We start from the raw sequence: 24,755 nt of genomic DNA, 5'->3' as shown, positions 1-24,755 counted from the left end.
TCTCCTTACAACTCTAACCATTTTTTGTCGTATTGATTGAGGCGAGATTGGGTATCTACCTCACGCGTTCTGCAGTAACTACCGATTGGATTGCGCTTACAGTACGCCACTGCGTCTGCCAAGATGAACGAATTAAACAACGCGTTATCACGTATTTGTTCAATTGCAGAACGCTGTTGATTATTCAATTCACTGCCGTAGTAGTTAATGAGGTTATCCGCGCGGCGGTTATCCAAAATAGCGGCAACCCAAGCGTCACTCATGTTTTTCATGGCAAGTTTCGTTAGGATGCTTTTCGCAGGATAGGTATCTTCTGGTACTAAGCTCATCAAGCTTGGACCCGAATCCTTGTAGTTAGAAGTGAACACTTTCGTGACGTTATAGTCATCTAATGCATTGAACTGCTTAACGTAATTTGTTTTCACGTAATCGATGGTGTTTTTAAACACGTCAAAACACGGGGTTGGATTTTCCATCGTACAGTTTACGAGCTGATTTGGGATAACACTAAGTAACTGCGTCGGATCACCACCAAGTTGCAAGGCCGATACCGTCACTTTGATGTTGCGTTTAACATCGGAGTCTACTTTTTGCAGTTTACCGCTGACACTGACTTTGCCCGCCCAATCCACACCGAGCTGACCGCCCCACTTCACTTTGTCTTCGTCGTTTTTATATTGGAATTTCAGTGTCACCATCACTTGTGAACCGTATTCCATTGCTGAAACGAACTCGTTGCCAACGTTATTAAACTTATCGCCCGGGTTTTCGTTGACCAAGTCGATAGCAGCCTGTGTTGGCAAATAGCCCGTTTGTGGATCAGCAACAAGCAAACGTTTCTTCGGCTTTAATGATAGAAACAGCGTGTAGGTGCCTGTGTAATTGTCGGCCGCATTTTGCTTCGAGTAGCTTGCGCCCACATCCACTTTAATCACTGGGACGTCGAGTGCTGCGCCTAAATTACCATCAAGCATATTCGACAGCTGTGTATAGCTCATGTCTACACCCACAACAAAGTCCATTTCGGTATTGCCGTAGGTTTCGTCGACTTTGCCTCGTACACTTTGCAGCGCGTAATAGCCTTCTTTTTCACTGTGGTAAGCGGTACCTAAATTCAAGGTATCCAACTCAGACGATGATGCACTTGCATTTAACTCAGCAGGCATAGGTGCTGCGACAGCCATATTAGAGGCAGCAGCGAACCCAACCCCTAGCGCAAGCGCAAGAGGAGATAATCGATATTTCATGTTAATTTCCTTTTGAATGGGGACCTGTGAGCACAGGTCCCTTGGCGCTTAGTTCAGGCTATTGAGGTAGTCTGTTTTCCATTTTTCAGGCAGCTTTTGAAGGATTTCTTCAGGTGAAAGACGGATGTTTTGGTCTTTGTAGTTAAACTCGTCTTGTGTACCAAGATCACCCACCGCTACGCCATTAGCGAACATGGCGAAGTTACGCGCTTCGGTGAACTTTGAACCTTCATTTGGTGCTAGTCGTAGGTTGTAGATTTTGTCTTTGTAGCTTTCAGTTTCTACTTTAGTCACCAATACTGAACCTTCTTCAGTTAAGATTTGGTCACCTGCTACCAGCTCTTTTGCCCAAACAATGCCTTTGTTCACTGTCGACACTGGGTGAGTTTCGGTCATTAACAAGTTCGTGCCGTGGCTGCCCTTGATGCGATACATCTTGATAGCTTCGATACCAACAGACACATCCACCACTTTCATTGTTTCCGTTAAGTGAGGATTACTCGCAAGTGCACCGCGTACTAGGTCACCTTTTCCGATTGATTCAATTGCTTGTTGTGAACCATCCGCCATCGTGATCAACGTACCCGTTGCTAAACAGCTATAGCCCAATTTCATCAGCGGCAATACTTCACTGTAGTAGTTACCAAAGCGCGCAGCTTGTTCAGAGGTAATTGAAATTTGGAATGCTTTTGGCTGTGCTGTGCTTCCACGACGTTTGAAGTAAGGGAAACCTTTTACTGCGAATGTCATGTACCAGTTAGCTTGCGCGATGTTTGAGAACAGTTTCGCATTACCAAAACGACCTTCCGCACGAGGAATATTCCAACGGATGATTGATTCTTTGTTTACCGTGTCTACTTCCACTTCAAGGTAATCAGAGAAGTGCTTCACTGTGCTGCCAAGACCACGGTAGCTTTGTTTTGTTGCACCACCGTAGTTACCTTCTTGAAGATAGATGTTGGTTAGTTCATCTACGCCGTTAGGTCGTTGGTCAATCGGTAAATCTGTTGGGTAAATTTCTGTAATTTCATGACCAACACGAATTTCGCCGTTGAACGGGATATTTACGTTAGTAATTTCGTTGGCATTACCAACTTGATCCGGCGCGTAGTCACAGTCAGCGTGCTGACGGTTCAAACAGATTTTGATCACCGCATCGTTGTTGTGGTCAATTGGGTGAACTGCGGTATAGCGAGGACGACCGTCTTCAAGTACCGAGTTTATTTTCATCTCGTCTTTTGCCGCGATTTTATCTGCAGAATTTAAGCCTGCCGTTTGATAAGCTGCACCGATGTGATCCCAAGAGAATGGGTATTCAGTGTACTTGATCGTTGAACTAATCGAACCATCTTCATTCTCTAATTCAACATACGAACTTGCATAAATAGTTTCTACATTTGGGAACTGTTGTTTCAGCGTTTTCAATGAAACCACTGACGTTGCCAAAGTATCTTTACCATCTAATACGTTCATTGTACTGCCAAGCGGCGCAAGCTGATTACCGTTTTCATCTTCAAGTAAGATGTCAATGTACGTTGCTTTCGTGCCGCCAAAACGTGAACTTTTAGCACGAACCATCAAATAGAGCTTCGTTGTTGTCACTAGATACCGCAATGTTCATGTCTAAGAACAAATGCGCTTCTTTAATCACGTCCACTTCCGTTTCGCTTACGGGTGGCAACGCTTCTGCTGTTGTCATTGCCGCGGCACGTTTTGCTGCAAATTGCTGCGTACGTAGTTCATCCAGCGTTTTGTGCAATTGCGGGAATTTACTCGCTGGGCGATTTGCGCGGTTTAAACGCTCTTTTGCCAACTTGTAATGTTGTGGATTGGTCATATCCAACTTGCGAACACCTTGTTCGTTTCGCTTTGTAATCTCAGCGCCTTTAGACGCGGCAGGACCTGTAGAATGAGACATCACATTTGCCGCATCCTTTGCATCAACCACTTCCGTTGCAGAAGCCGTTAAAGCGTGACTGACAGAGAGTGCCAAGAGCATCGGTACAAACTGTTTAACCGTAGGCTTTTTCATTAGTATATTTCCTTTAATTTTTTATGATTTCAACGAGATAATCTTCGATTTCTCCGCTTCCCGGGGTCGCAGAACTGCTGTAGTCAGAACAAGGGTCAATACTGTTGATTCGGCTAAAATCGTAGTACTGCAAAATACGCATACGTGTACGTGTAGTCCCTGTTTTGATTAAGTTGGCTGGCAATTGGAATGTGCCTTGCACGAATCCGTTACCAAAATCTTGTGTTGTGTTATCAAAATCCGCGATGATGAGTTCTGACTTGTCATTTCGCCAATCTCCATCACCAAATTGCCCGTTTTGATTAAGATCTATCCAAACGTGATAGTTCTCAGCAAACTTGTCACTACCTGCGTAGTCCGCTTCGATACGATAAGTGTTGTTTTGACCAACATAGAGTCGAATAGGATTGTTTGGATTTACAACGCCAGGCAGTTCGCTATTCGTAAACGGCCCGTCTTGGTTAAACGTTACATTCTTGATGTGCTCGTATTCCGTGAAACCACTTGCTTGGCAATACGCAATTGGTTCATCCGGTTTAAGCTCAAGTTGCAAGCTCGTAGTGCCAGAAACGTAATCCCAATTTTTGTTGTAATACTTAATTTCCAATGATGGTGTAAAACTACCTGCGTCATAGACATGCACGTTGTCTTTGCCAAAATCGTAACTAGAGACTTCTTGAACTGGTGAACCATCACCAAAATTCCAGATTAGTTTTATTAACTTATAAGAACTACTAAGATCACTGGGCTTCTGCGTGTCATTGATGAATGCCACTTCATATTGACCATTGTCGAGCTTTTTCACCGTGTGCGTAAGCTGTGGCTTGAATGTGCCTTCACCGAGCGTGATCTCTTTGCTTGTTTGCTTATCGCCATCGTCATGGCGCACCGTCAATGTAACGTTATAGGCGCGCTCTTCAACATAGGTATGGGAAGTCTGTATTTGCGTAGAGGTAAAGCCGTCACCAAATTCCCAATACACCGTACTGCCTTTTGGCATGACACTGGAATTCGCATTGACGCTCAATGTTTTACCCGTAACAGAATACTCAAAACGCGGTGTAATTTGAGTTTGAAAGTTGACTGTTTTTGACCAACGAGCCAGTTCGTTACTGTGTTTATCTAGCGCGCGTAACACAACTTCGTAGGCACCACTTCGGCTATATTCATGCGTAGGTGATTTATCCGAGCTTTGTACCCCATCACCAAAACTCCAACGCCAATGTTCGATGCGCGCATCAATCGTGTTGTTCGTAAACGACACCAAATTCACGCCCATTGCTTCTTGGATAGAAAGCGTAACGGGTGTGGTATTTTCGATTAAATGTACGCTGTAATCTTCGATTTCACCCCAAGAGATATCACCGCAGGCTTGCTTAAGTAAGCCAAACGATACGGCGGTGCGAAGACGATACACTTTGTCGAGTTCACCTGTGAGCGACAAGCTGCCAGTGAACGTCGTTTTATTACTGCCCGATAAAACAAGTTCTGAGTTTTTGTCGAATAGTCCATCGTCGTTTTTATCAAGCCACACATAGAAGTTTTTGGTTTTATCCTGCGTATCGGCATGACTACCCGCCTCAATGGTCACATTTAACTTATTTCCATCTTGTAGGATCACAGGGTTTGCCGAAAAATCGGAATAGCCCGTTGAGCCTGATGCTTTTTCAGTACCGTTTAACGTCACTTTTGAAATAAAGTATTTATCGTGATTTACGCCATTTGCAGCACAGTACGAGTCGTTTACGGTGACATTCAGTTGGTACAAATCACTCACACCTTGCGGCGACGTTGCCGTTAACGTAACGGTATAAACGCCGGCAGCAGGGAAAGTATGGGTTGGGGCAATCGCATTACTTGTGGCACCATCATGACCAAAATCCCAATGCCATTGCCAATTTGTTGCGTCACTGCTTCCCTCTACGACATTGCCATCGAAATTCGTTAAGTTCTTAAATTGATATGCTAAGAAACGACGATCGTAACCAAACTCAGCTTCAACACCTTTGTTTACGTCTAGCGAAATACCAACTTGAGCAAAGGCCTTACGAATGTGGTTTTTCAGTTCAAACGTTTTCCAAGATGAACCATCAGCCTTTTTAACACCATCATTTGTGAGCAAGGTTGCAATTGAACTGGCTTGTCTGAATGCACAATCCGCAGCGCTTTCGTAAGTACTGTTTGCCGTCCAACAGTATTTGTTGGCGTTAGCAAAAAGAATAAATGCGTATTTCGTTGTCCATGGACTTTCTACTTCGCCCATCTTGTTTGTGGCTAAAAAGTGAAATGCACGATTGAATACACCAGCACCATGATGAGCAGATATGCTGTTGTCATAATCATCAACGTGATCAATAGATGCACCATCTTTCTTTGGTTCTGCGAAATAACGCAAAGCCTCATCTAATCGATAGGCCTCTGTATTACTTAGCCAATCGTTCGTGCCTTTGAGAAAGTATTCCGCCGCTTCACCCGCCATATCTGAAAAGGCTTCGTTAATTGCACGAGCTTGACCAGTCAACATAGACTTAGGTGTTGACGTACCAAACTCTTCCGTAAACCCGTGTGATATTTCGTGTGCAACCACATCAAGCGCAACCATTGGGTAAAATAGAAAATCGCCGTCGCCTAGGTAAATTTGGCCATTTTCGTAAAACGCTTGATCCATGTTGATGCCATAATGCACATTTTGAACGATTTTTTGGTCAAAATATGGCTTGTGTCCAAGATAGGCTTCATACATTAAACTTGCTGTTTGAGCATGAAAATGCGCATCATTGAGCGGGTTATTCGCGCTATGGAATGGCTGAAAATCATTGCGGGTTGACGTCGTACAGTCGTAACGATAGGGCGTAGTCACGGCATTAATGTTGTGCGCATAATTACGCGTTTCAACATTCTTCGCGTCAAAATAACAGTTGCTGCCTTGTCCTTCAGCTTCTAAACGAACGACAAAGGTGGTTGGTGGGTAGGCTGCATAACCAGATTGCTGATAATCATCACGAGCGACCTTAGCATTACCAGACGGACCGCTTCCTCCTTCAACGTCAAAGCGGTGTAAACCGTCAAATTTCGAGAGTAGCTTGCCATTTGAAATATCAACAAAGGCAATGACTTTTTCAGGATGTGACTTGTCACTCACTACATCAGTGAAAAATTGGATCATTGCAGCATGATGGGCGACGTTGCTTTCATCAATGAAAATAACTTGAGAGACGGTTTCATTACGGAAAACGCGTTCGTTATCTTGATAAAACGTTGCAATGAACTGCGCCTGCATTTGCGCCAGCTTGTCGTTTGACGCTAAGCGAAACTCAGGTAAATCGGCTTTCAAACCTTCTACCAGTGAGCCGTATGCCTGTTCGAGCTGTTTTCTACTATCAAGAAGCAAAACAAGCTCATGGCCCCAAATAGGTAAACCGTTGTAGCTTTGCTGCACGGTGAGAATAGTTTGAGCATCGATAGACTGCTCATTTAGCACATTGAATTGATAATTCTGCGCAGCCGATCCTGTCGAAACACGATGGTTTTGTAGTTTCGTCAATGCCACAACAGGCTTTGAACTCACTTGTTGAGAACGTACTTGTTCAAGATCAAATATTCGTTTAGCACTTTCAACTTGATTGAAAAGTGGGATTTTGTCTGCCGCTGAAGCTTGGGTTGCTAATAACCCGATTAACGTACAGAGGTACTTTACCCGATGCATACTCACTCCATTTAAATGGTCTTAACTTCCTCCAACTTCAAAGCAAACCTTTGAGACAACTTGGTATTTAAAATAGAACCCACGCTCGATGCTGAGTTTTCACTCAATATATCGGATTAAAATCGCCTTTAAAATAACCTTTGATTAACTTTTTATTAACTCGATGTAATAAAAGAAAATTTATTTTGAATCACGAAATGATCTATAAACCCTTATAAATAAGGGTTTAATCGAATTGAACGAATAATTAATAGAGTAATAACACAAATCTATTAATGCATTTTTCACAACGCTAATTGAGGATAATGTTGTTTTGGTTACAAATTGATCGGACCATAATTTCACTTAATAAAAGGAATAAGTTATTACGCTATGGAATATTGGTTTCCAATATTTCAACAAACAACACAAATAAGGTACAAGTAAGCCACGCTTTCTTGAAGGACTATTCAAAAACTTTGAACTGATAAGTGAAGGATTACGCAGTGCAATGTGCGATTAGCCAGAAACTGAAATGGCGAGTCACAGTAATACCCAATGTGCATTCAACTCGTCGTTCGAAATGCTTGAGGTAGGCCTTAACTGACCACTTTTCTTAGTAAAGTGACGATGTGGAATTTGAGCTTTTAACAAATGCAAATGGGAGAAAAGGAACGTAGTAAACGCGCACGAAATGCTTGGGCTACTTCATTGCTGGAAAAGAAAAATGCTGGTTTAACCCAGCATTTAGTTAGAATCTAAAAATCATCGAAGTTTTTAATCACCAACGACAACTGAACCACGGATATTATTGATTGCTACATCGCCAGAACCCGCATCCACAATTTCAAGGCGCTCAGCGCCATTCACGTCGATGTCGCCAGAGCCGTCGGAAATTTTAACTTTGCCTGAGACGTTCGCAATAACCAAATCACCGCTTCCATCTTCGATATCGACGTTACCCACAACGTTTTTAATGTCTATTGAGCCAGATCCATCGTCAATCACAACACTGCCCGTATTCAACAGACCAATATCACCCGAACCATCTTCGATTTCGATATGTCCCTTCACATTGGTGATTTCAATATCACCACTGTCGTCGTCTAAGTTAAGTGCCATTGTGCTTGGCACTTTCATCTCGATGTCAATTCTTGGGCTGTTTCCCGAGTACCAAACAAGACCAACTTCAACATTCTGTGTCGCGACTAACTCGGCCTTGTTGCCACGTTTTTCAAGTGTGAGACGATAGTTTCTTTCCGGTGTTGTCAAAATTTTTGCAGACAGCTGAATTTCCGTAAGCCCTTCCACACCAATTATTTTAATGTCACCCGAACCTAGATCTGCTGTTAATAGACTGATTTCTTGCGCATTCAACGTCAATGACTCTGTGACATGCTCCGTTGCTTTTTTGCCGCTGTTTCCATCAATATGAATAACACAACCTGACATGGCCATCGCCAGTCCTACGACAACTAACTTCTTTAACATCCGCTTTCCTTTTTTAATTCTAGAGTGCAGTAATAATGTTGTAACTAAGCAAGTACTTTGCCAAAGATTTTATCATTATTTTTTAATGACTTATATAAATTCATATTTTACAAAAATGTCTCACATCACCATATTGACCAAGTTTTAGCGAAAATACTCATTTTTTCTTGTTATTAGACGCACTGAGTATCAGTAAAGTTTGAGTTAAAGAAACCCTTTGATATAGCGGCATAAACTTCTTCGAAAACAATCAACAATCATCTTGCTCACCTAGTGACATTTCGAATTATGAACTACGATTAAAAGCGCAGATAAGATTGCCACGGTTCTACTCAAACACCTTAAAAACCATAAAAGCACGAACAACGTTGAATAGTTGGCAAGATAAACAATCAAGGTAACTCTCGAAAATCCATAGGATAATAAGTACGTTAATTTAGAAAAATGGAACAAGGTTAAGATAGTGTGGTTCGAGACGCGTTACCCTTTAAATGAGACAGTCTAAACGCGCACGCAGGTAAACAGACCAAATATGCGTGAGTAAGAAGGTAACAACGAAGCATGGTAAAAATACGCATTGCGATTAGCTTATGGTTATATTTTTGCTTTTTAACTTGTGTTAATAGCTATGCGAGTGAGTTTTGGCCACTGTCGCAATACAACATTCAGAATTGGTCGATCCGTGATGGGACCCCGCAAGTCAGTGTTTATGACATTGCCAAAGACGATAAGGGCTTTTTTTGGCTGGCTACCGAAAAAGGCGTCGTGAAATTTGATGGTGATAAATTCACAACTTATTCTCAACAACACTCCGAACTACTCGAAAACCCAAGGATCAAAAAGTTACTTTGGACGAATTCTAAAGAGCTGTTAATCGCAACGGACAGCGCCTTTTTCAGAATGGTTGACGATGAGTTTAAATCGATTGATACATCAAAAACGCAATCCGGCCGTGTCGTCGACATGTTGCAACTGCCTGATGGCAAAATTTATGTGGCAGCCGGAAACTTATACGAATATCAAAATGGTGCATTGATTAAACCTAAAGTGCCGCTTGAGTCAGTGAGTCAGCTTGCGATCATTAACAATCGCCTGTGCTTAAGTACTGCCGAAGTCTTTGGTTGTTTAAGTGGCAACCGGTTTATACCCCTCGGCGCGCATTTTCCACCCGCTTGGCAAGTTCAATCAATCATCGACTATCAAGGACTTACTTACCTTGGTACACAACAAGGTCTTTACTCTCTTGGCGACGACCAGCAATGGCACCCCATCCAACTGTTCGAAGAAGAAGTTCCGTCCATCCGCGCTCTATTTAAACAAGATGATGACACTCTTTGGGTTGGCACTGAAACAACACTGTATCGCTTATTCCGTGGCAAACTAATGGAATCCGTCAGTTATAAAACGAACCCAATCCTCAGTTTAGTCCTAGATGGGTTTGTTGATGAATCTGGCAACTTGTGGCTTGGTACTTTAATTTCTGGCTTAGTTCGCACTGAATTAAACCCTGCGCATCATGTCCCTGCGGAAAAAGGTATTGCTGAACCTTTTATTTGGAGTGTTGGCCTAATCGAGCAAACATTTATTGTCGGAACAGCGACTGGGACTCTATCAACAAATCAAGGACCATTTTGAACCATTTTTGCTTTTTCCAGAGCCTGATAACCCTGCAATTTATAGCTTTTACTTTGATGCTCAGAAAAATGAACTTTGGCTTGGAACAAAAGGCGGGGCTCTATGTTTACGATGCGAAAACACATCAACGCATTAAGCAATTTGAGTCGCTCGCACAAACGCAAATAAACTCTATCATCAAATCCTCTCACGATCACATATGGTTTGGCACTCAGCAAGGTCTCTGGATATACAACAATGGGTCAATTCAAGAACTCCCCTTTTTCTCTGGTAACCAATATGGCGGTGTGCGTTTTTTATATGAATATCAGGGTCAAATGTGGATAGGCACCGAAAAAGGGCTACTCACTCAAAATGGTGATTCATTTACAAAAGTGAATCATACGATATTGGAAAAAACATTCATTTCGTACATGGGTGAATTGTCCGATGGACGGCTGATGGTTGGAACATTTCAACACGGCTTATTCATCTATAATGGCCGGACTTGGCAGCAACTCAGTGTTGAGCAGGGTCTGCCAATGGATAATGTCACTTACGCGGCAGAATTGGGAAGTAACCTCCTTTGGGCAGGCCTCCAAGGGGTCATGAACATCGATATGGGCAGTATCGAAAACGGCCCGCTAAGACACAGTCTCATTGTGGACAATACGGGGAATGGCTCACAAAACGAACAAAACCGTTGTTGTAATGGTGCGGGTAGTAATAAGGGGATTTCATTCTCGCGGGAGAGCTACTTTCCCACCGTCAATGGACTATTACACGTTTATCACCGCCTTTTAAAACAACCCGCTCCCGCCCCTCGTCCGTTGTTTGAACGGTTGGAAGCCAACGGCAAAGAAATCTTTCCACCTTACCAATTGGAGGCAAATGAGCGAGACTGGCGCTTGGTCTTTACCGTACCGCATTATGGAAAAACGAGCGGATTGGAGTTTCGCTATCAATTGGTTGGCTATGATGCTACGTGGCGAAACGCCACAAGTACACGCGACGCGCTCTACACCAACTTACCTGGTGGCGATTACACTTTCAGAGTTCAAGTCAGACATAAAGGTTACCCTGCTTGGAGTAGAAGTACCGAAGTTTCATTAAGTAAAAAACGTCTGTGGCACGAAACTTGGTGGTTCAACATGCTGTTCACTTTGGCTTGCGGCGGTTTTATTGTCTTGATTTGGCGTTTGCGCTCACGCTCACTCTTAACACGACAGCAAGAACTTGAGGAGCAGGTGGCAAAGCGGACCACAGAATTAAATGAAGTAAACCAGCAACTTCTGGTTGCGAATGAACAGTTGCTCATCGCCAGTTTAAGGGACTCCTTAACTGGTTTGTACAATAGACACTATCTATCTCAAAACTTAGAGAAAATTCTCGAAAACGTCGAAAACAAGAAACGCTTAACGGTCGTTCTAATCGATATTGATGATTTCAAAAAAATTAATGACGAGTTTGGACATGCCGTAGGCGATGAAGTACTTGTCGCTTTCGCCACGCTTCTCAGTCGTCATTGTCGAGCGCAAGACCATATTCTCCGTTGGGGTGGTGAGGAGTTTGTTATTATTGCAGAACAAGATGATGGCATCGGCCATATGGCGACTCGCTTAATCCAAACCCTTCGGCTCACACATTGGCCTCATGGCCGTACCTTAAGTGCATCTATTGGGATCTGCACAAATCCAAGTATTAATTTCGGCATAAAAGTCTTTGAAGGCACATTGAACATGGCGGATAAAGCGATGTACATGGTTAAAGAACAAGGCAAAGATGGCTGGATATGGATTGAAATATTAGTGCCATTAAGCATTGAATCGATGAATGAAGTTCAGGAGGCACCTCTTCAATCCCTCGTAAGTGATCCCCGCATAAAAATACACCATTCCACCAAAGACATTGTTTCATTAGAGGAACGTCGAGATATTGGGGGATAAATTTTCGCCACCCAACGTATCATGAACTACACTTTTAAAGTTGTTGAATAATCGAAAACTCCCACTATGAGTGACTTTGAGTCGTTATTTGGTGGCGAAGATCAAAAAGTTTGTAGTACGACCTACGCCCCTTGGAAAGTATTAATTGTCGATGATGAGCCAGACATACACGCGCTGACTAAATTGGCCTTATCTAATTTCAAATTTAAGGACAAAGCGCTCTCCTTTTTAGACGCACACTCGGGTGAAGACGCGATCCAAGTGTTAAAAGAACACGACGATATCGCGGTCATTTTACTTGATGTCGTCATGGAGAGTGATACGGCAGGATTGGAAGTCGCGAAATACTGCCGAGAGGCGCTTGGCAATCAGCTTTCAAGGATAATATTAAGAACGGGTCAGCCAGGCAGTGCGCCTGAAAAGCAAGTGATGCAAAAATACGACATCAATGACTATAAGAATAAAACCGAACTCACAAGTGACAGACTGTTTGCAACCGTGCTTGGTGCGCTACGAAGCTACAAAGAGTTGCACCAACAGGCTTGTTTGCATTTAGCGCTTTCAAAAATAGTACATTGTAATGCTCAACTTCTGCAAACATCCACATCGCATGACTGTATTCAAACCTTACAACAGACACTTCCAACGACACTGCCACTCGCTGAACTACAGCACAAAACCGAAGTAAAATTCGCGATTGTGGAAAAAAATGACCAACAGTTTTCTGAACTTGGGCGCAGCACAGACTGGCCTTGGGTTGAGGTCTTTAAAAATTTAAAACAACAAACGCCAGACCCCAATGACATGCAAAACGTTATCGAAGATGAACATGCCGTTATCTTCTTGCATTGCCACCACAGTGGTGTTTGCTTGTATTTGGTGTTGGAATATCCTGAGGCGATTTCAGACGAGGAGCAACTCCTTCTCACCACCTTGAGTCAAAATCTAGTGATAACTTGCAGCAATATATGGCTCAATGAAACGTTATCGTCGATGAATGACGAATTAGAAATCAAAGTGACCGAGCGTACCAAAGCACTCACTACCGCCAATCAAAAAGCGGAGCAAGCGAGCGTGGCAAAAAGCCAATTTTTAGCCAACATGAGCCATGAAATACGTACACCTATGAATGCCATTCTTGGCTTTGCTCAAGTGCTGTCACGCGCGTCTAATATGCCAGATGATCACATAAATACCTTGTCTAAAATCAGTAAAGCGGGCGAACATTTACTGGATATTATTAACGACGTACTCGAGATCTCAAAAATTGAAGCAGGGGCTATGGTGCTGAAACCACTGAGCTTTGATGCGGTTGGACTCCTGCATGAAATCGGCGCAATGCTAAGTTTACGATGCGAACAAAAAGGGTTGCATTTTAAGTTCGATAATCAATGTTCAGAATCATTACCGGTCTATGCCGACCAAGCTAAATTGAGGCAAATAATCATTAATTTGTTAGGTAATGCGGTGAAGTTTACTGACCATGGAAACGTCACGTTACGGTTGGAAAAAACCCAATCAGGCCATCGATTTAGCGTTATTGATACAGGTCCAGGTATCTCCGATGAAGAACAAGCCACGCTTTTTAGTAATTTTAGCCAAGGGCAGGCCGGTTTAGAAAAAGGCGGTACCGGCCTTGAAGCTCGCTATTTCCGCTAAGCAAATTGCGATGATGGGCGGTGAACTTCAAGTCAGTTCAACACTGGGTAAAGGGGCTAACTTTTACTTTACGTTAAACTTCGAACCAGCAAAAGAGCCCGTCAACTCAGAATCCTCACTCCAATTGAATGCAATTACACTTAAGCCTGGTCGGAAATTCAGAGCATTAGTCGTCGATGACAACCCAGAAAACAGAGAAGTGCTCAATTCTGTATTGTCTGATTGCAATATTGAATTTGATGAAGCCGCCAATGGCCAAGAAGCATTTCAACTCTTACAACAAAAGCACTACGATATTGCCTTTATTGACCTTCTAATGCCCGTCATGCGAGGTGATGAACTCATCGTGTTACTGCGCGAGGACGCGCGTTTCGAAAAACTCATTTGCGTCGCAATTTCCGCGTTTAGCTTAAGTCATGAAATCCAGTATTACCTTAGCATCGGCTTTAATCGATTTATTCCTAAACCCTATCGATTTAGCGAAATTTTCGAGTGTTTAACTCACTATTTCCCAGATTCATTTGATATCCAACTCGATGAATTGGACACGAACATCGAAGAGTCCACGACCTCTTTTGCCGATGTAAATGTTCAAGAAGCCACATTGAACGCATTGAAACAAGCCGCTTCAATGAATCGCCTTTCCAAAGTGAAAGAGATCATCAACGCCGAATTCGAACCAATCGGTGAACAGAAGCGCTTCGCCGAATATTTGCTTGGATTTATCGACAACTATGACATGGATGGCTTGATCAACGCTTTGGGGGAAACTCAACATGTCTAAAAGCCCAATAAAACTGGATGGCAGCAAAATATTAGTCGTTGATGACAAAAAAGAAAACTTGGAATTAATGACCAATATTTTAGAAGCTGAAGGATATGAAGTCGCCTTTGCGTTAAATGGCGAAAAAGCCATTCAGGTAGCAACCCTCTTCCAACCAGAGTTGATCCTGCTTGATGTCATGATGCCTGGCATCGATGGATTTGAAACGTGCAGAAGAATGAAAGGACTGCTTGATGTAAAAGAAATCCCCGTGATATTTGTGACCGCCAAAACCCAAATTGCTGACATTGTAGAAGCGTTTACGAGTGGTGCTGTTGATTACGTAACAAAACCAATACGACAAGAAGAGCTTCTTGCTCGCGTCAGTACCCATCTCCAGCTACGAAAATTGGTTGTACTGCGCGATGAACTTATTTCACAGCTTAGAGACTACAACATTGAGTTGGCAACGTTAAGCGAGCTCAAATCAGCTCAACTCGAGGAGTCTGAGAGAATGAGTCACTTAGCGGAAATTGTCGGCGAGATGAGCCATGAGTTAGGTACTCCTCTTGGCATTACCAACACTGCGATTTCAAGTATGAAAGACAAATTAGACGCACTTGAAATAGCTTTCGGCCAACAACAACTCAACAAGGAATCACTCACCGATTTTATCACTTATGGACAAGAATGTTTGCGACTTGTCGGGTCGAGTATGAGTTACGCAAATAAGCTGGTTGCCAGTTTCAAAGACATCGTGGTCGGCGAATTTAATGAAACAATTATCGACATAAATCTGGCCACTTTTTTAGAAGATATCGAACTCATTCTCACCCCGAAACTCAAGCGGAGTCCTCACACACTCACCATTGATTGCCCAAAAGACATCATTATGCACACGATGTCCGGCGCGCTTTCTCAAGTGTTGATAAACCTCATCAACAACAGTTTACTCCACGCGTTTGAACCAAACAGTCAAGGTACAATTCGAATTCAGGTTGAAACATCAGGGGTAAAAAATGTTTTGTTTTCCATCGAAGACAATGGTCGAGGTATTGAACAAAGCATTATGGATAAAGTCTTCGATAAATATTTCACGACAAAATCGGGCGATGGCGGCAGTGGTCTTGGTTTGTTTATCGTGAAAAAACTGGTTGAAGACAAATTGGGTGGCGTAATGAGCATGTATTCTAAGTTAGATGAAGGCACAGGTTTCAAGTTGGAATTACCGATGCATCTTGACTATGTGCCAACAAATTAACATTCTAGGTCTACCATAAAGCAAGGCTGTAAAGGCCCTTTACACCCTAGCGAGAATACGGTCTAGCGCATCAGCGAACATTTTTCGGTCTTGCTGACTAAATGCGGCCGGGCCTTTTGTTTGTATCCCACTGCTTCGAAGGGTATCGAAAAAGTCCCGCATGTTGAGTCGTTCTCGGATACTGTTTTCAGTGTATTGCTCACCTCTAAAATTAATCACGAGTACCTTTTTTTCAATCAATTCTGCCGCAAGTGGAATATCTGACGTGATGACTAAATCACCTGAATTAGAACGCGCAACGATTTCATTATCCGCAACGTCAAACCCTGCTTGCACGCGGAATGACTTTAAAAATTGAGAAGGAGGCAGTTTGACATTCTGGTTAGCGACAAACGTTGTCACCAATTTTTTCCTCTCAGCTGCTCTGAACAGAATTTCGCGTACCACCGCAGGGCATGCATCGGCATCCACCCAAATTTGCATTATATAAATCCTTACTCCACAAAAAGACCGCTATAGCCTACTCGGTTTTCACCTCGACTGGCAAATTTGCCGTATCCGCATATAGTTAATAAAGGCAGCGAAAAGGTTCATTCTGCGTCTTCAAAATTGGCGCTACATAACTGGAAAAAAGGTGAAATGCTGAAATATTTACAACCATTCGTAACACAGCTGGTCATCTTTTGTATTGGGTTGTTTCTGAGCTTTATCGTTTCAAATAGAGTGTACAAATTTGAGAAGGAAGCTGATTTCCTCCGATTTTCAGAATCGGTTACGGAATTAGGTGAAGAGTTAATTCGTGAGACGGAAATAAACATACAAGCGCTTTACACCCTTGAACTTTTATTTTCAAACCATGCCCCATCGGAAAAATTCTTTAAACGAGAAGCCGAAATTATCACAGCCAGACACGAAGATATTCTCTCGCTTATCTGGGCGCCACTTGTTAACGAAGAAGACCGAACCTCGTTTGAAGAAAAACTGAAGCAAAAAGGTAATGGTCAAACTATTGTAAAAAGAAATAATGACAATACGTTTAGTTTACAAGACCCAAAATCACAGTATCTCCCCGTTCTTTACAGCGAATCGAGCAAAAAAGAAACCACTGTATTTGGTTTTGACCTTTATTCAGATATCAGCGTGATGGAAGCATTAACTCGCGCGAAAGAGACGAATTCGATTCAAGCCACAAAACCCATCCCCTTATACATGCACACTGATAGCGAAACAGGTTATGTTGTAAGTTACCCCGTATATCGAGATAATGCTGCGGCACTTAATAATACTCAAACGGAATTACTTGGGTTTGTGCTGGCTACATTCAAAATGGATGACATTGTAAACCATGAAATTCATCCCTATCATTCCTCAGCACTTCATTTCAGACTGGTGGATATAACGGATATTCTCAACCCTACGCTGCTCTATGATAGTAAAAACGAAAATCAAATAGACGAGTTTAACTCACACCTTTATTTCAATTACAGCCTACCTGAACATGCGGGGCGTCGCTGGCAGTTACAAGCGATGTCAATCGATGAAACGTTTGGCCAATCCCCCCAAAAGACTAAATGGATTACATTGTGGGTTGGAATCATTACTACCTTCTTTATGACCTTGTTGGCACATTTACTTGCCATAAAAAATGCAACAATTAGCCGCCGAGTTGAAGAAAAAACAACGGAGCTCAAAAAAGCGTTAGCGGAACTCAATCACCAAAAGTTTGCGTTGGATGAACACTCTATCGTTGCGGTAACTGATTTAAAAGGAACCATTCAATACGTAAATAGAAAATTTTGTGAAATCAGTGGATACAGTAAAGAGGAATTGCTTGGACAAAACCATCGTATTTTAAATTCTGGAAAACATTCCACCCAGTTTTGGCGAGAAATGTACGATACCGTAAAAAAAGGACAAACGTGGCATGGAGAGATCTGCAATCGAAATAAAAGTGGCGAGCTGTACTGGGTGGGCACTACAATTTTAGCTTCAACAGACGACTCGGGCCGAGCACAATCCTACATTGCCATTCGCACAGATATTACTGAGCGAAAGCAAGCAGAGGCAGTTCTAGTCGATTATTCTCGTCAGTTGGAGCTTATTTTAAGTTCGACGGAAGTGGGCACGTGGGATTGGTACATCAATTCGGGCGAAGTAAAATTTAATGAACGATGGGCGCAAATCATTGGCTATTCGCTCGAAGAATTAATGCCAGTCTCAGTCGATACCTGGCGCGATTTAATCCACCCTATCGATTTCATTGAATGTGAAAAACAGCTAGCTGCCCATTGGCGAAAAGAAACATCCATGTACCAGTGCAAGTTTAGGATGCAACATCGAAGTGGTGATTGGGTTTGGGTGTTAAGTAATGGCCGGGTCATTGAATGGGAGGGTGACGAACCCATACGAATGATTGGCACACATTTAGATGTCACGGATTCAGAACAAAAAACCAGTTCACTGAGAGAGTCTCTATCCCTTGTCGAAGCAACATTAGAAGCAACCAACAGCGGTATTCTAGTCACGGATGCACGAGGTAAGTTACTTCGCGCAAACAAGCAATTTTATCGACTGTGGCGAATTGCGCTAGACGATATTCAAGACATCGATGACCGCGAATTCATGAAGACCCTCACCGAGCAATTAATGGATACTGACGAGGCCCGTCGTCGTGTTAAAGAGCTTTACAAAACCCCTGAAATTGAAGCTCAAGAAACACTCCATTTCACAGATGGTCGAGTGTTTAAACGGGTTTCATTACCTATGTGGATTGAGGGTGAAGTTGTCGGTCGAGTATGGAGTTTTACAGACATTACGGATGTTCACCAAACCCAGCAAGCTTTGAAGCAAGCCAAAGTGGTCGCTGAACGAGCAAGTAAAGCAAAGAGCGAGTTTTTAGCGAACATGAGCCATGAAATCCGGACCCCAATGAATGGGGTTATTGGTATGTTGAATTTGCTCGGCAACACGAATTTAGATCAAGAACAAGCGCATAAGTTAAAACTCGCGGCAACCAGTGCAGAAAATCTCCTTACGATCCTTAACGACATTTTGGACTTTTCAAAAGTCGATGCCGGTAAACTGGAACTCGAAAATATCGACTTTAACCCCGCGCGACTGCTTGGAGAACTGAGTGAGACGATGGCGTTAAAAGCCAGCGAAAAAAACCTCGAAATCATTTTGGATATTCGGGAGCTTCCATTGTGCTTTGTGTCTGGCGACCCAAGTAGACTACGTCAAATTCTTACCAATCTGATTGGGAACGCCATAAAATTTACGAGCCAAGGTGAAATTGTTATCCGTGCTAGAATGAAGGCGGAAGAAGGCGGGTGGCGATTTATTTGTTCGGTAAGTGACACTGGCATTGGTATAAGTCGCTCCGCACAAAACCGCCTCTTCACGGCATTCACTCAAGCTGATGCATCCACTACGCGTCACTTTGGCGGCACAGGGCTTGGTTTAGCTATTTGTAAGCAACTCTGTAACTTAATGCACGGAGATATTACGCTCGTCAGTAAAGAAGGCGAAGGCTCAATTTTTACCTTTGACTTATTGTTTGGAGAAAGTACTCACAGCGCAATAACGCTTCCTCAGGTCGACTTACAGCATTTAAATGTACTTGTTGTTGACGACAATAAAACGAATTTGGAAGTGGTGTGTGGCCAACTTAGTAATTGGGGGATCTCGAGTGTTGCCGTTAGTTCAGGACTCGAGGCACTTCGGACACTGAGAAAATCATTGGAAGAAAATCGACCATTTAATCTGGCCATTTTGGACATGCAAATGCCCGAAATGGATGGTGAACAACTTGGTTGGGAAATACGGGATGACAACCGATTTGATGACCTAAAGTTAGTTATGATGACGTCAATGGGTCAACTTGGGGATAGTAGTCGATTTGCCGAAGTCGGATTCAATGCCTATTTCCCAAAACCGGTGACGGCTGAAGACCTATTTAAAGCAATCAGCTTGTTGGCTGACAAGAATTTAGATCAAGCTGGTATACCTATTATCACTCAACACGTGATCCACGAAGTCGCAAGTGATGTCGATTCACCTCAAATTACCATCAATACTGATACTCGGATTCTGCTCGTTGAAGATAATTTGGTAAACCAAATTGTGGCCTCAAAAATGCTGAATCAACTCGAGCTGACCTGTGATATTGCTAACAATGGGGCTGTTGCGCTTGAAAAGCTAAAAGAAGCAGATCCACCTTATCAAATGATCTTGATGGATTGTCAGATGCCAGAGATGGATGGATTTGAAGCGACCACCGCAATAAGGGCGGGCATTGCGGGTGAATTTAATAAAAATATTACCATCATCGCGATGACGGCAAATGCCATGCAAGGTGATAAAACGCGTTGTCTTGAAGTCGGGATGAATGACTACATTTCCAAACCGATAAATCTGCAAACCATGGAAAACACATTAGTTCGTTGGATAGGAAACTAACTATAGGTACACATGCCAAGCAATCGCTTTTTCTAAAAGCGCAGTGACGAATGGGTCTTTAAAATCGCAATATGCTTGGCGATTGTTATTACACAGACTTACTGCGCGACGTTTTACCTCGCCATATGCTCGAGCTTCGTCAGGATAGGTATTTAAGTAATCACGAAAAACAAGATGACGAAACACTTCCGCTCGACCCGTTTCAAAAACATGAACATGATGAGTTCGTGCATTACCGCCTTTTTGGAAGTATCGTCGTCCTTCAATACCATTTTCGCCTCTAGGCTTGTATCCGATGGCCTCTAGTTTCGCTGAGTCCAAATCGATAATATTTAATGCGTTGACTTCGATTAAAATATCAATAATCGGCTTTGCGCACAGGCCTGTGACCGCAGTACTGCCAATATGGTGAATAGCAACCACATTGCTTGGTGTCAGTTCTGACAACAATGTGTCTTTTGCTTTACGGAACTCACTGGGCCAAGTATCTCGGTAATCAACAACTTCTATAATACGGGAACTCACAGTGTGTCTTCTCTTTGTTTTCCATATTCATTAAATGTTTTACTCTGAATGCGTTACGAAGACAATCAACATTTCTGAGCAGCAAAAGCAAATTAAAATACTCAGGCCAATCATTAATTTTGGCATTCATCACGATAGCGAGCGCGGACCAACTCCACGTAGTGATTCATTGACTTAGTTGAAGTGGTTACAAAAGGTTGTTCAAGCAATTGCGCATTTTGCATACGGTCTATTCTAAACTCTCGATAGTCATTGCGTAGACAACAAAACGCAAGAAGTGTCCATTTTCCGCCCCAAAAAACCATGCCAAGCGGTTCGATCTCACGTTGACTTGATTCATTTTTGGCATCGCAATACGTCAATAGCACTCGTTGCTTTAACTCGATTGCCTGCCGCACAATTTGAATGGACGCCTTACTTTGCTCATCAAACCCAAAACGCGCAACCATTATCGGAAAGTCATCCAGCGCTTGCTTCATCGGTGCAGGTATTACCGCTTCGATTTTACGCAGCGCACTTGCCGCGTGTTCACAGAAAAGTGGATCGGTCCACTGTGACACCATTTTAGAACCGAGCAATAAGGTTTGAAGCTCGGGGAGCGTAAACATGAGCGGGGGAAGATCTGCGTTTGACAGCATATAGCCGACACCTGGCTCTCCAACAATCGACACTCCGCTCGATTGTAAATCTTGAATATCTCGATAAATAGTACGCACCGACACATTGAACGCTTGTGCAAGCGTATCTGCAGAAACAGCCAATCGTCGACTTCGCAGATAATTAACCAGTTGAAAAAGGCGTTCCGATTTATGCACGTTCTAACTACTCTTTGGCGGTTTTGATTGGATAATGTCGCTCTATGATAAGAATAAGAAACCAAACAGCAACACAATTATGTACCGCTGTTTGGCATAGGGTCAGCGTCCGCTACGAATTACACGATTGTGCGATGATTTCATTTTGACTCATGACGACGCTCTCTGAATCCACAATGTCCATCAGAGCCTTGCAACGCGCGTCAGCATAGAAATTCTCCTCGACTTTCGCAATATCTGCTTTGCTTTGCCAATAAATGATATCAATAAACGTTTCGTTTTCTGGATGCTTGGCAAGGGTCCGATAGAGCAATCCAGTTTGCGCATCAAGAAACGCTCTGAATGCTTCATGCACAGCGTAAAAGTCTTGCTCACTCACACCTGCTTTTAACTTAAATGTAATCACTTCGAGATAAGGTTTCATTCTACTTTTCCTTTTACTGTTCAAATAACACCAACTTCTGGGCAACTTGCCGTTTTGGTGTAAAAGCATTGAAACATGTTCCAGTGTCAGCGAGTGTCAGTAGTGATCCACGCCATGACGTTCCATAAGCGAAATGTATTCCTTCTATCTTTTTGAGTTGTTGCGCCCAAAAATCACAAGCCCTATTCCACCCAAAATCATCAAACCAGCCACAACAAGGAGCAGTGTCAGCTCTTCCTCTGCAAACAACACACCGCCCAGCGCCGCTAAAATGGGCACTAAAAGTTGTAAACTCGCTGCAACAGAGCCTCGATAGGTCTCGAAGCGCCGCGTACCAAATGGCATACCCCAATCCAGACGTAACAGCCCCTGATAAGATGGCGTAAATTGCACCTTGGCTTGTGACCGAAAGCGTACCAAATGCAGCCACGGCCAACCCAATTGCAAACGGTAGGGTGTAAACAAAATTGAAACTCGTTTGCCTTAGTGGGTTTTGAACCCCTTTGCCAACGTACGTGTAAACTGCCCACGCCAGTCCTGAAATAGCCATTAAAGTCGTGCCAAAAATCGATGGCGACGAAGCACCCGGTAGTAATAGGTAGGTTAAACCACTGAAGGCGAACGCTATGCCTATCCACTCAGTTTTGGCTAAGCGTTCGCCGTAATATATTGATAATCCCAGCATACCAAGTTGAACAAATGCAAACAGAATGAGTGCGCCAATTCCCGTCTCAAGCGATAAGTAAGCATAGGAAAAACTTGTTGCGTAGGTGAATAGCATCAAAGGTGGCAACCATTGTTTTAGCCCAGATTTTTCTTTTACTTCGTGCATTTGACTTTTCGTAAATGCAACGAGAAGAACCAACATTACACTGCCACTAAACAATCGGATAGCAGTGAAACTCGTCGCGTCAATCTCGCCACCTTGCAGTGCCAAACGACAGAGTATCGAATTGCCTGCAAAGGCGATAAGCGCAATGCTTACCATAAATATTGTCTTAAACATAAACCGTCGCTGTGTGTTAAAACGCCAATTAAAGAAAGACTCTACAAAATTTTATCTCATGTTGACCAGCGAATTTATGCATGGAGGGCATGGCATATAGCGTTTATTGACGGTAGGGAAAAGCAGACCTTAATGTCTGCTTATTATCACAACGTATTAGCGCAACGTAACTTTGACGTCTATCCATGCATTAGGTGAATCTGGCGTCCCACCAATTTGGATCGGTGTAATCGTAAATCCACCCCAATGGTCAGTGTAACTTTTTCCGAGGACCAGTTCAGAATCTGTTTGATCATCTCCCCACCATCCAGGCGTTTTGGAGCCGGGAGTCATGTCTAAGAGATAAGAAGTCGTTTTCCAGAAACGGCTATCTTGTTCGTTTTCAAAATACCCCTCCAGATTAATCAACACGCCATTTTTAGTCCCTGTGTAACGCTTATGTGACGTACGGTATTCAAGCCAATACGTGTATTGACCATTACCTGACTTCAACTTAAGGCCAATCGGCGCTTTTATGGCTCTCCCTTGGTCAAATGCGTAAATTCGGTAAGTTCCTGACGAATTAATCGTGGGTACTTCATTGTCGTTTAACCATCCAAAATAGCTTTTGTACAATAAATTATAGGCTTCCAACGAATGAGTTCCCCATACCCATCATGCTGTATACGTTACCGTAATTGAGACTTTCTTTGTCGTAATCACCAACACCAATCACCTTATCAGGACCAGCTTCCAGTGCTTTTGCATGACGCAAACCAAGTGCATGGCCTAACTCATGTGCTACAACGCCCGCGGTGTGGTGATATAGCGAAATACTTGGTGGCGCAGCACTTGAGTTGAAATTGCCCACCTGAGGTGCAACCATCATTACCACCGTACCGGCACCTGGGTTATCAGGGTTTGTGCCCAACTCACTCACTTTTGACTTCCATACTTTAGTCCAACCATGGAAGTCGTTATCAAAGGTACTTTTAGGCTGGTTGATCCTAATAATTGGCGCACTAATATCGTAACTGACTGAAAACTTGCCATACGACTGTTCGTCATAATAATTGACGACATCCTCTAACGCTTGTGTCATGTCAGGCCACGTCAAACGCGTATCAGAAAACTCAAATCGAAACACTTTGATTTTCGCATAGTTATATTTATAGCCATCATTCCCTTTGCTGGGAGGAGGTGGTGGTGTCGTAGTCGAAGAACGACAACTTGTTGCCCCTAAATCCACCACTAAGCTGGCATTCGTTGAATTACCGGTCACGGCAATATAGCTCCAATACGTGCTTGGATTAGTTAAAACGATGCACTCTTGATTGCCGACACGAGTCGACGATGGATCCGCCCCCGTGGTTGACGGCCAATGACCATTCTGTGCATATAAACTCAGATCACCTGTGCCATGAGCAGTACTTATCGCAAGACTTGGGTATTTATCTGAATTAGCAATACTGTAATAGCGGACCGAACTGTTAGCCATACAAATGCTATCGCCATTTGCGAGATTTTGACCAGAAAAAGGCCCCTCTTGCTTACACGTATCTGCCAATTCAAGCTGCGTTGCCATCGTGCTTTGCTCGGCATCAAAGACGTACACCTTCTCAACATCATCAATAGCTTGGCTTGAAGTAAGATAGAAAGTGGCCAGCAAGGACACTATGTTTCCTATTCTATTTACTGTTCTCATTATGAGTTTCCTTTACATGTGTGAATTAAACTTGCTCAAGAAATGAGCAGTAAATTTATAGCCTCTAAATATACATTATACAATATTTTATATACATATATTTTACAAACGTGGAAATTATAGGAACTTGCCGTTTAAGCGAAGA

The 24,755-nt window shown here is 43.0% G+C and carries 18 protein-coding genes; 6 read left to right on the top strand and 12 right to left on the bottom strand.

Annotation, left to right across the window (positions count from 1 at the left end; translation table 11 throughout):
• Positions 1 to 5: 5 nt before the first annotated feature.
• The 5 genes from J5O05_RS21210 to J5O05_RS21195 all read right to left on the bottom strand — a co-directional run bounded on the left by J5O05_RS21210 (position 6) and on the right by J5O05_RS21195 (position 8,455).
• Complete coding sequence (locus J5O05_RS21210) at positions 6 to 1,247, bottom strand: internalin (RefSeq protein ID WP_208844913.1); 1,242 nt, start codon at positions 1,245 to 1,247, stop codon at positions 6 to 8.
• 48 nt (positions 1,248 to 1,295) lie between these two features.
• A complete protein-coding gene (locus J5O05_RS21205) occupies positions 1,296 to 2,849 on the bottom strand; it encodes a Hint domain-containing protein (protein ID WP_244370133.1) in 1,554 nt (517 codons plus the stop codon).
• On the bottom strand, positions 2,812 to 3,279 hold the full coding sequence (locus J5O05_RS22235) for a hypothetical protein (protein ID WP_244370132.1): 468 nt from the start codon (positions 3,277 to 3,279) through the stop codon (positions 2,812 to 2,814). Before J5O05_RS22235 ends, J5O05_RS21205 begins: the two co-directional genes overlap by 38 nt.
• A gap of 13 nt (positions 3,280 to 3,292) precedes the next feature.
• Positions 3,293 to 6,985, bottom strand: coding sequence for a PKD domain-containing protein (locus J5O05_RS21200; protein ID WP_208844912.1), 3,693 nt, complete (start codon positions 6,983 to 6,985; stop codon positions 3,293 to 3,295).
• A 756-nt stretch (positions 6,986 to 7,741) separates the two neighbouring features.
• Positions 7,742 to 8,455, bottom strand: a complete 714-nt coding sequence (locus J5O05_RS21195) for a DUF4097 family beta strand repeat-containing protein (protein ID WP_208844911.1) — start codon at positions 8,453 to 8,455, stop codon at positions 7,742 to 7,744.
• A gap of 561 nt (positions 8,456 to 9,016) precedes the next feature.
• Here J5O05_RS21195 and J5O05_RS21190 point away from each other — a divergent pair.
• The 5 genes from J5O05_RS21190 to J5O05_RS21170 all read left to right on the top strand — a co-directional run bounded on the left by J5O05_RS21190 (position 9,017) and on the right by J5O05_RS21170 (position 15,698).
• Positions 9,017 to 10,090: a ligand-binding sensor domain-containing protein gene (locus J5O05_RS21190; RefSeq protein ID WP_208844910.1), complete on the top strand. Its 1,074-nt coding sequence runs from the start codon at positions 9,017 to 9,019 to the stop codon at positions 10,088 to 10,090.
• A 68-nt stretch (positions 10,091 to 10,158) separates the two neighbouring features.
• A complete protein-coding gene (locus tag J5O05_RS21185; protein ID WP_208844909.1) occupies positions 10,159 to 12,015 on the top strand; it encodes a GGDEF domain-containing protein in 1,857 nt (618 codons plus the stop codon).
• Between the two features lie 66 nt (positions 12,016 to 12,081).
• Complete coding sequence (locus tag J5O05_RS21180; protein WP_208844908.1) at positions 12,082 to 13,674, top strand: ATP-binding response regulator; 1,593 nt, start codon at positions 12,082 to 12,084, stop codon at positions 13,672 to 13,674.
• Positions 13,652 to 14,458, top strand: a complete 807-nt coding sequence (locus J5O05_RS21175; protein ID WP_208844907.1) for an ATP-binding response regulator — start codon at positions 13,652 to 13,654, stop codon at positions 14,456 to 14,458. Before J5O05_RS21180 ends, J5O05_RS21175 begins: the two co-directional genes overlap by 23 nt.
• Positions 14,451 to 15,698 carry a hybrid sensor histidine kinase/response regulator gene (locus J5O05_RS21170; RefSeq protein WP_208844906.1) on the top strand — a complete coding sequence of 416 codons (1,248 nt, stop codon included), beginning with the start codon at positions 14,451 to 14,453 and terminating at the stop codon, positions 15,696 to 15,698. Before J5O05_RS21175 ends, J5O05_RS21170 begins: the two co-directional genes overlap by 8 nt.
• 39 nt (positions 15,699 to 15,737) lie before the next feature.
• On the opposite strand, the gene J5O05_RS21165 is transcribed toward J5O05_RS21170, so the two are convergent.
• Positions 15,738 to 16,181: a YaiI/YqxD family protein gene (locus tag J5O05_RS21165; RefSeq protein ID WP_208844905.1), complete on the bottom strand. Its 444-nt coding sequence runs from the start codon at positions 16,179 to 16,181 to the stop codon at positions 15,738 to 15,740.
• A gap of 156 nt (positions 16,182 to 16,337) precedes the next feature.
• On the opposite strand from J5O05_RS21165, the gene J5O05_RS21160 reads away from it, so the two are divergent.
• Positions 16,338 to 20,156 carry a CHASE domain-containing hybrid sensor histidine kinase/response regulator gene (locus tag J5O05_RS21160; RefSeq protein WP_208844904.1) on the top strand — a complete coding sequence of 1,273 codons (3,819 nt, stop codon included), beginning with the start codon at positions 16,338 to 16,340 and terminating at the stop codon, positions 20,154 to 20,156.
• On the opposite strand, the gene J5O05_RS21155 is transcribed toward J5O05_RS21160, so the two are convergent.
• From J5O05_RS21155 to J5O05_RS21130, 6 genes are all read right to left on the bottom strand, one after another.
• A complete protein-coding gene (locus J5O05_RS21155) occupies positions 20,157 to 20,681 on the bottom strand; it encodes a GrpB family protein (protein ID WP_208844903.1) in 525 nt (174 codons plus the stop codon).
• Positions 20,682 to 20,794: 113 nt separating this feature from the next.
• Entirely contained in the window at positions 20,795 to 21,496 is a 702-nt protein-coding gene (locus J5O05_RS21150; RefSeq protein WP_208844902.1) for a helix-turn-helix transcriptional regulator, read from the bottom strand.
• A 112-nt stretch (positions 21,497 to 21,608) separates the two neighbouring features.
• A complete protein-coding gene (locus J5O05_RS21145; protein WP_208844901.1) occupies positions 21,609 to 21,920 on the bottom strand; it encodes a hypothetical protein in 312 nt (103 codons plus the stop codon).
• A 13-nt stretch (positions 21,921 to 21,933) separates the two neighbouring features.
• Positions 21,934 to 22,926: a DMT family transporter gene (locus J5O05_RS21140; protein WP_341874731.1), complete on the bottom strand. Its 993-nt coding sequence runs from the start codon at positions 22,924 to 22,926 to the stop codon at positions 21,934 to 21,936.
• Between the two features lie 156 nt (positions 22,927 to 23,082).
• On the bottom strand, positions 23,083 to 23,559 hold the full coding sequence (locus J5O05_RS21135; RefSeq protein WP_208844900.1) for a hypothetical protein: 477 nt from the start codon (positions 23,557 to 23,559) through the stop codon (positions 23,083 to 23,085).
• Entirely contained in the window at positions 23,546 to 24,610 is a 1,065-nt protein-coding gene (locus tag J5O05_RS21130) for a pre-peptidase C-terminal domain-containing protein (RefSeq protein WP_208844899.1), read from the bottom strand. The genes J5O05_RS21135 and J5O05_RS21130 overlap by 14 nt, the downstream gene beginning before the upstream one ends.
• Positions 24,611 to 24,755 lie beyond the last annotated feature (145 nt).

This window comes from Pseudoalteromonas xiamenensis (assembly GCF_017638925.1).
Classification (GTDB): domain Bacteria; phylum Pseudomonadota; class Gammaproteobacteria; order Enterobacterales; family Alteromonadaceae; genus Pseudoalteromonas; species Pseudoalteromonas xiamenensis.
Note: the sequence above shows the minus strand (reverse complement) of the source record. Positions and strands in the feature narration are given on the sequence as shown.

What these genes read in the sequence shown, in the direction of transcription:
- J5O05_RS21210 (WP_208844913.1), bottom strand. Translation starts at nt 1,247, where the DNA reads ATGAAATATCGATTATCTCCTCTTGCGCTTGCGCTAGGGGTTGGGTTC.
- J5O05_RS22235 (WP_244370132.1), bottom strand. Translation starts at nt 3,279, where the DNA reads ATGAAAAAGCCTACGGTTAAACAGTTTGTACCGATGCTCTTGGCACTC.
- J5O05_RS21200 (WP_208844912.1), bottom strand. Translation starts at nt 6,985, where the DNA reads ATGCATCGGGTAAAGTACCTCTGTACGTTAATCGGGTTATTAGCAACC.
- J5O05_RS21195 (WP_208844911.1), bottom strand. Translation starts at nt 8,455, where the DNA reads ATGTTAAAGAAGTTAGTTGTCGTAGGACTGGCGATGGCCATGTCAGGT.
- J5O05_RS21190 (WP_208844910.1), top strand. Translation starts at nt 9,017, where the DNA reads ATGGTAAAAATACGCATTGCGATTAGCTTATGGTTATATTTTTGCTTT.
- J5O05_RS21185 (WP_208844909.1), top strand. Translation starts at nt 10,159, where the DNA reads ATGAACTTTGGCTTGGAACAAAAGGCGGGGCTCTATGTTTACGATGCG.
- J5O05_RS21180 (WP_208844908.1), top strand. Translation starts at nt 12,082, where the DNA reads ATGAGTGACTTTGAGTCGTTATTTGGTGGCGAAGATCAAAAAGTTTGT.
- J5O05_RS21170 (WP_208844906.1), top strand. Translation starts at nt 14,451, where the DNA reads ATGTCTAAAAGCCCAATAAAACTGGATGGCAGCAAAATATTAGTCGTT.
- J5O05_RS21165 (WP_208844905.1), bottom strand. Translation starts at nt 16,181, where the DNA reads ATGCAAATTTGGGTGGATGCCGATGCATGCCCTGCGGTGGTACGCGAA.
- J5O05_RS21160 (WP_208844904.1), top strand. Translation starts at nt 16,338, where the DNA reads ATGCTGAAATATTTACAACCATTCGTAACACAGCTGGTCATCTTTTGT.
- J5O05_RS21145 (WP_208844901.1), bottom strand. Translation starts at nt 21,920, where the DNA reads ATGAAACCTTATCTCGAAGTGATTACATTTAAGTTAAAAGCAGGTGTG.
- J5O05_RS21140 (WP_341874731.1), bottom strand. Translation starts at nt 22,926, where the DNA reads ATGTTTAAGACAATATTTATGGTAAGCATTGCGCTTATCGCCTTTGCA.
- J5O05_RS21130 (WP_208844899.1), bottom strand. Translation starts at nt 24,610, where the DNA reads ATGAGAACAGTAAATAGAATAGGAAACATAGTGTCCTTGCTGGCCACT.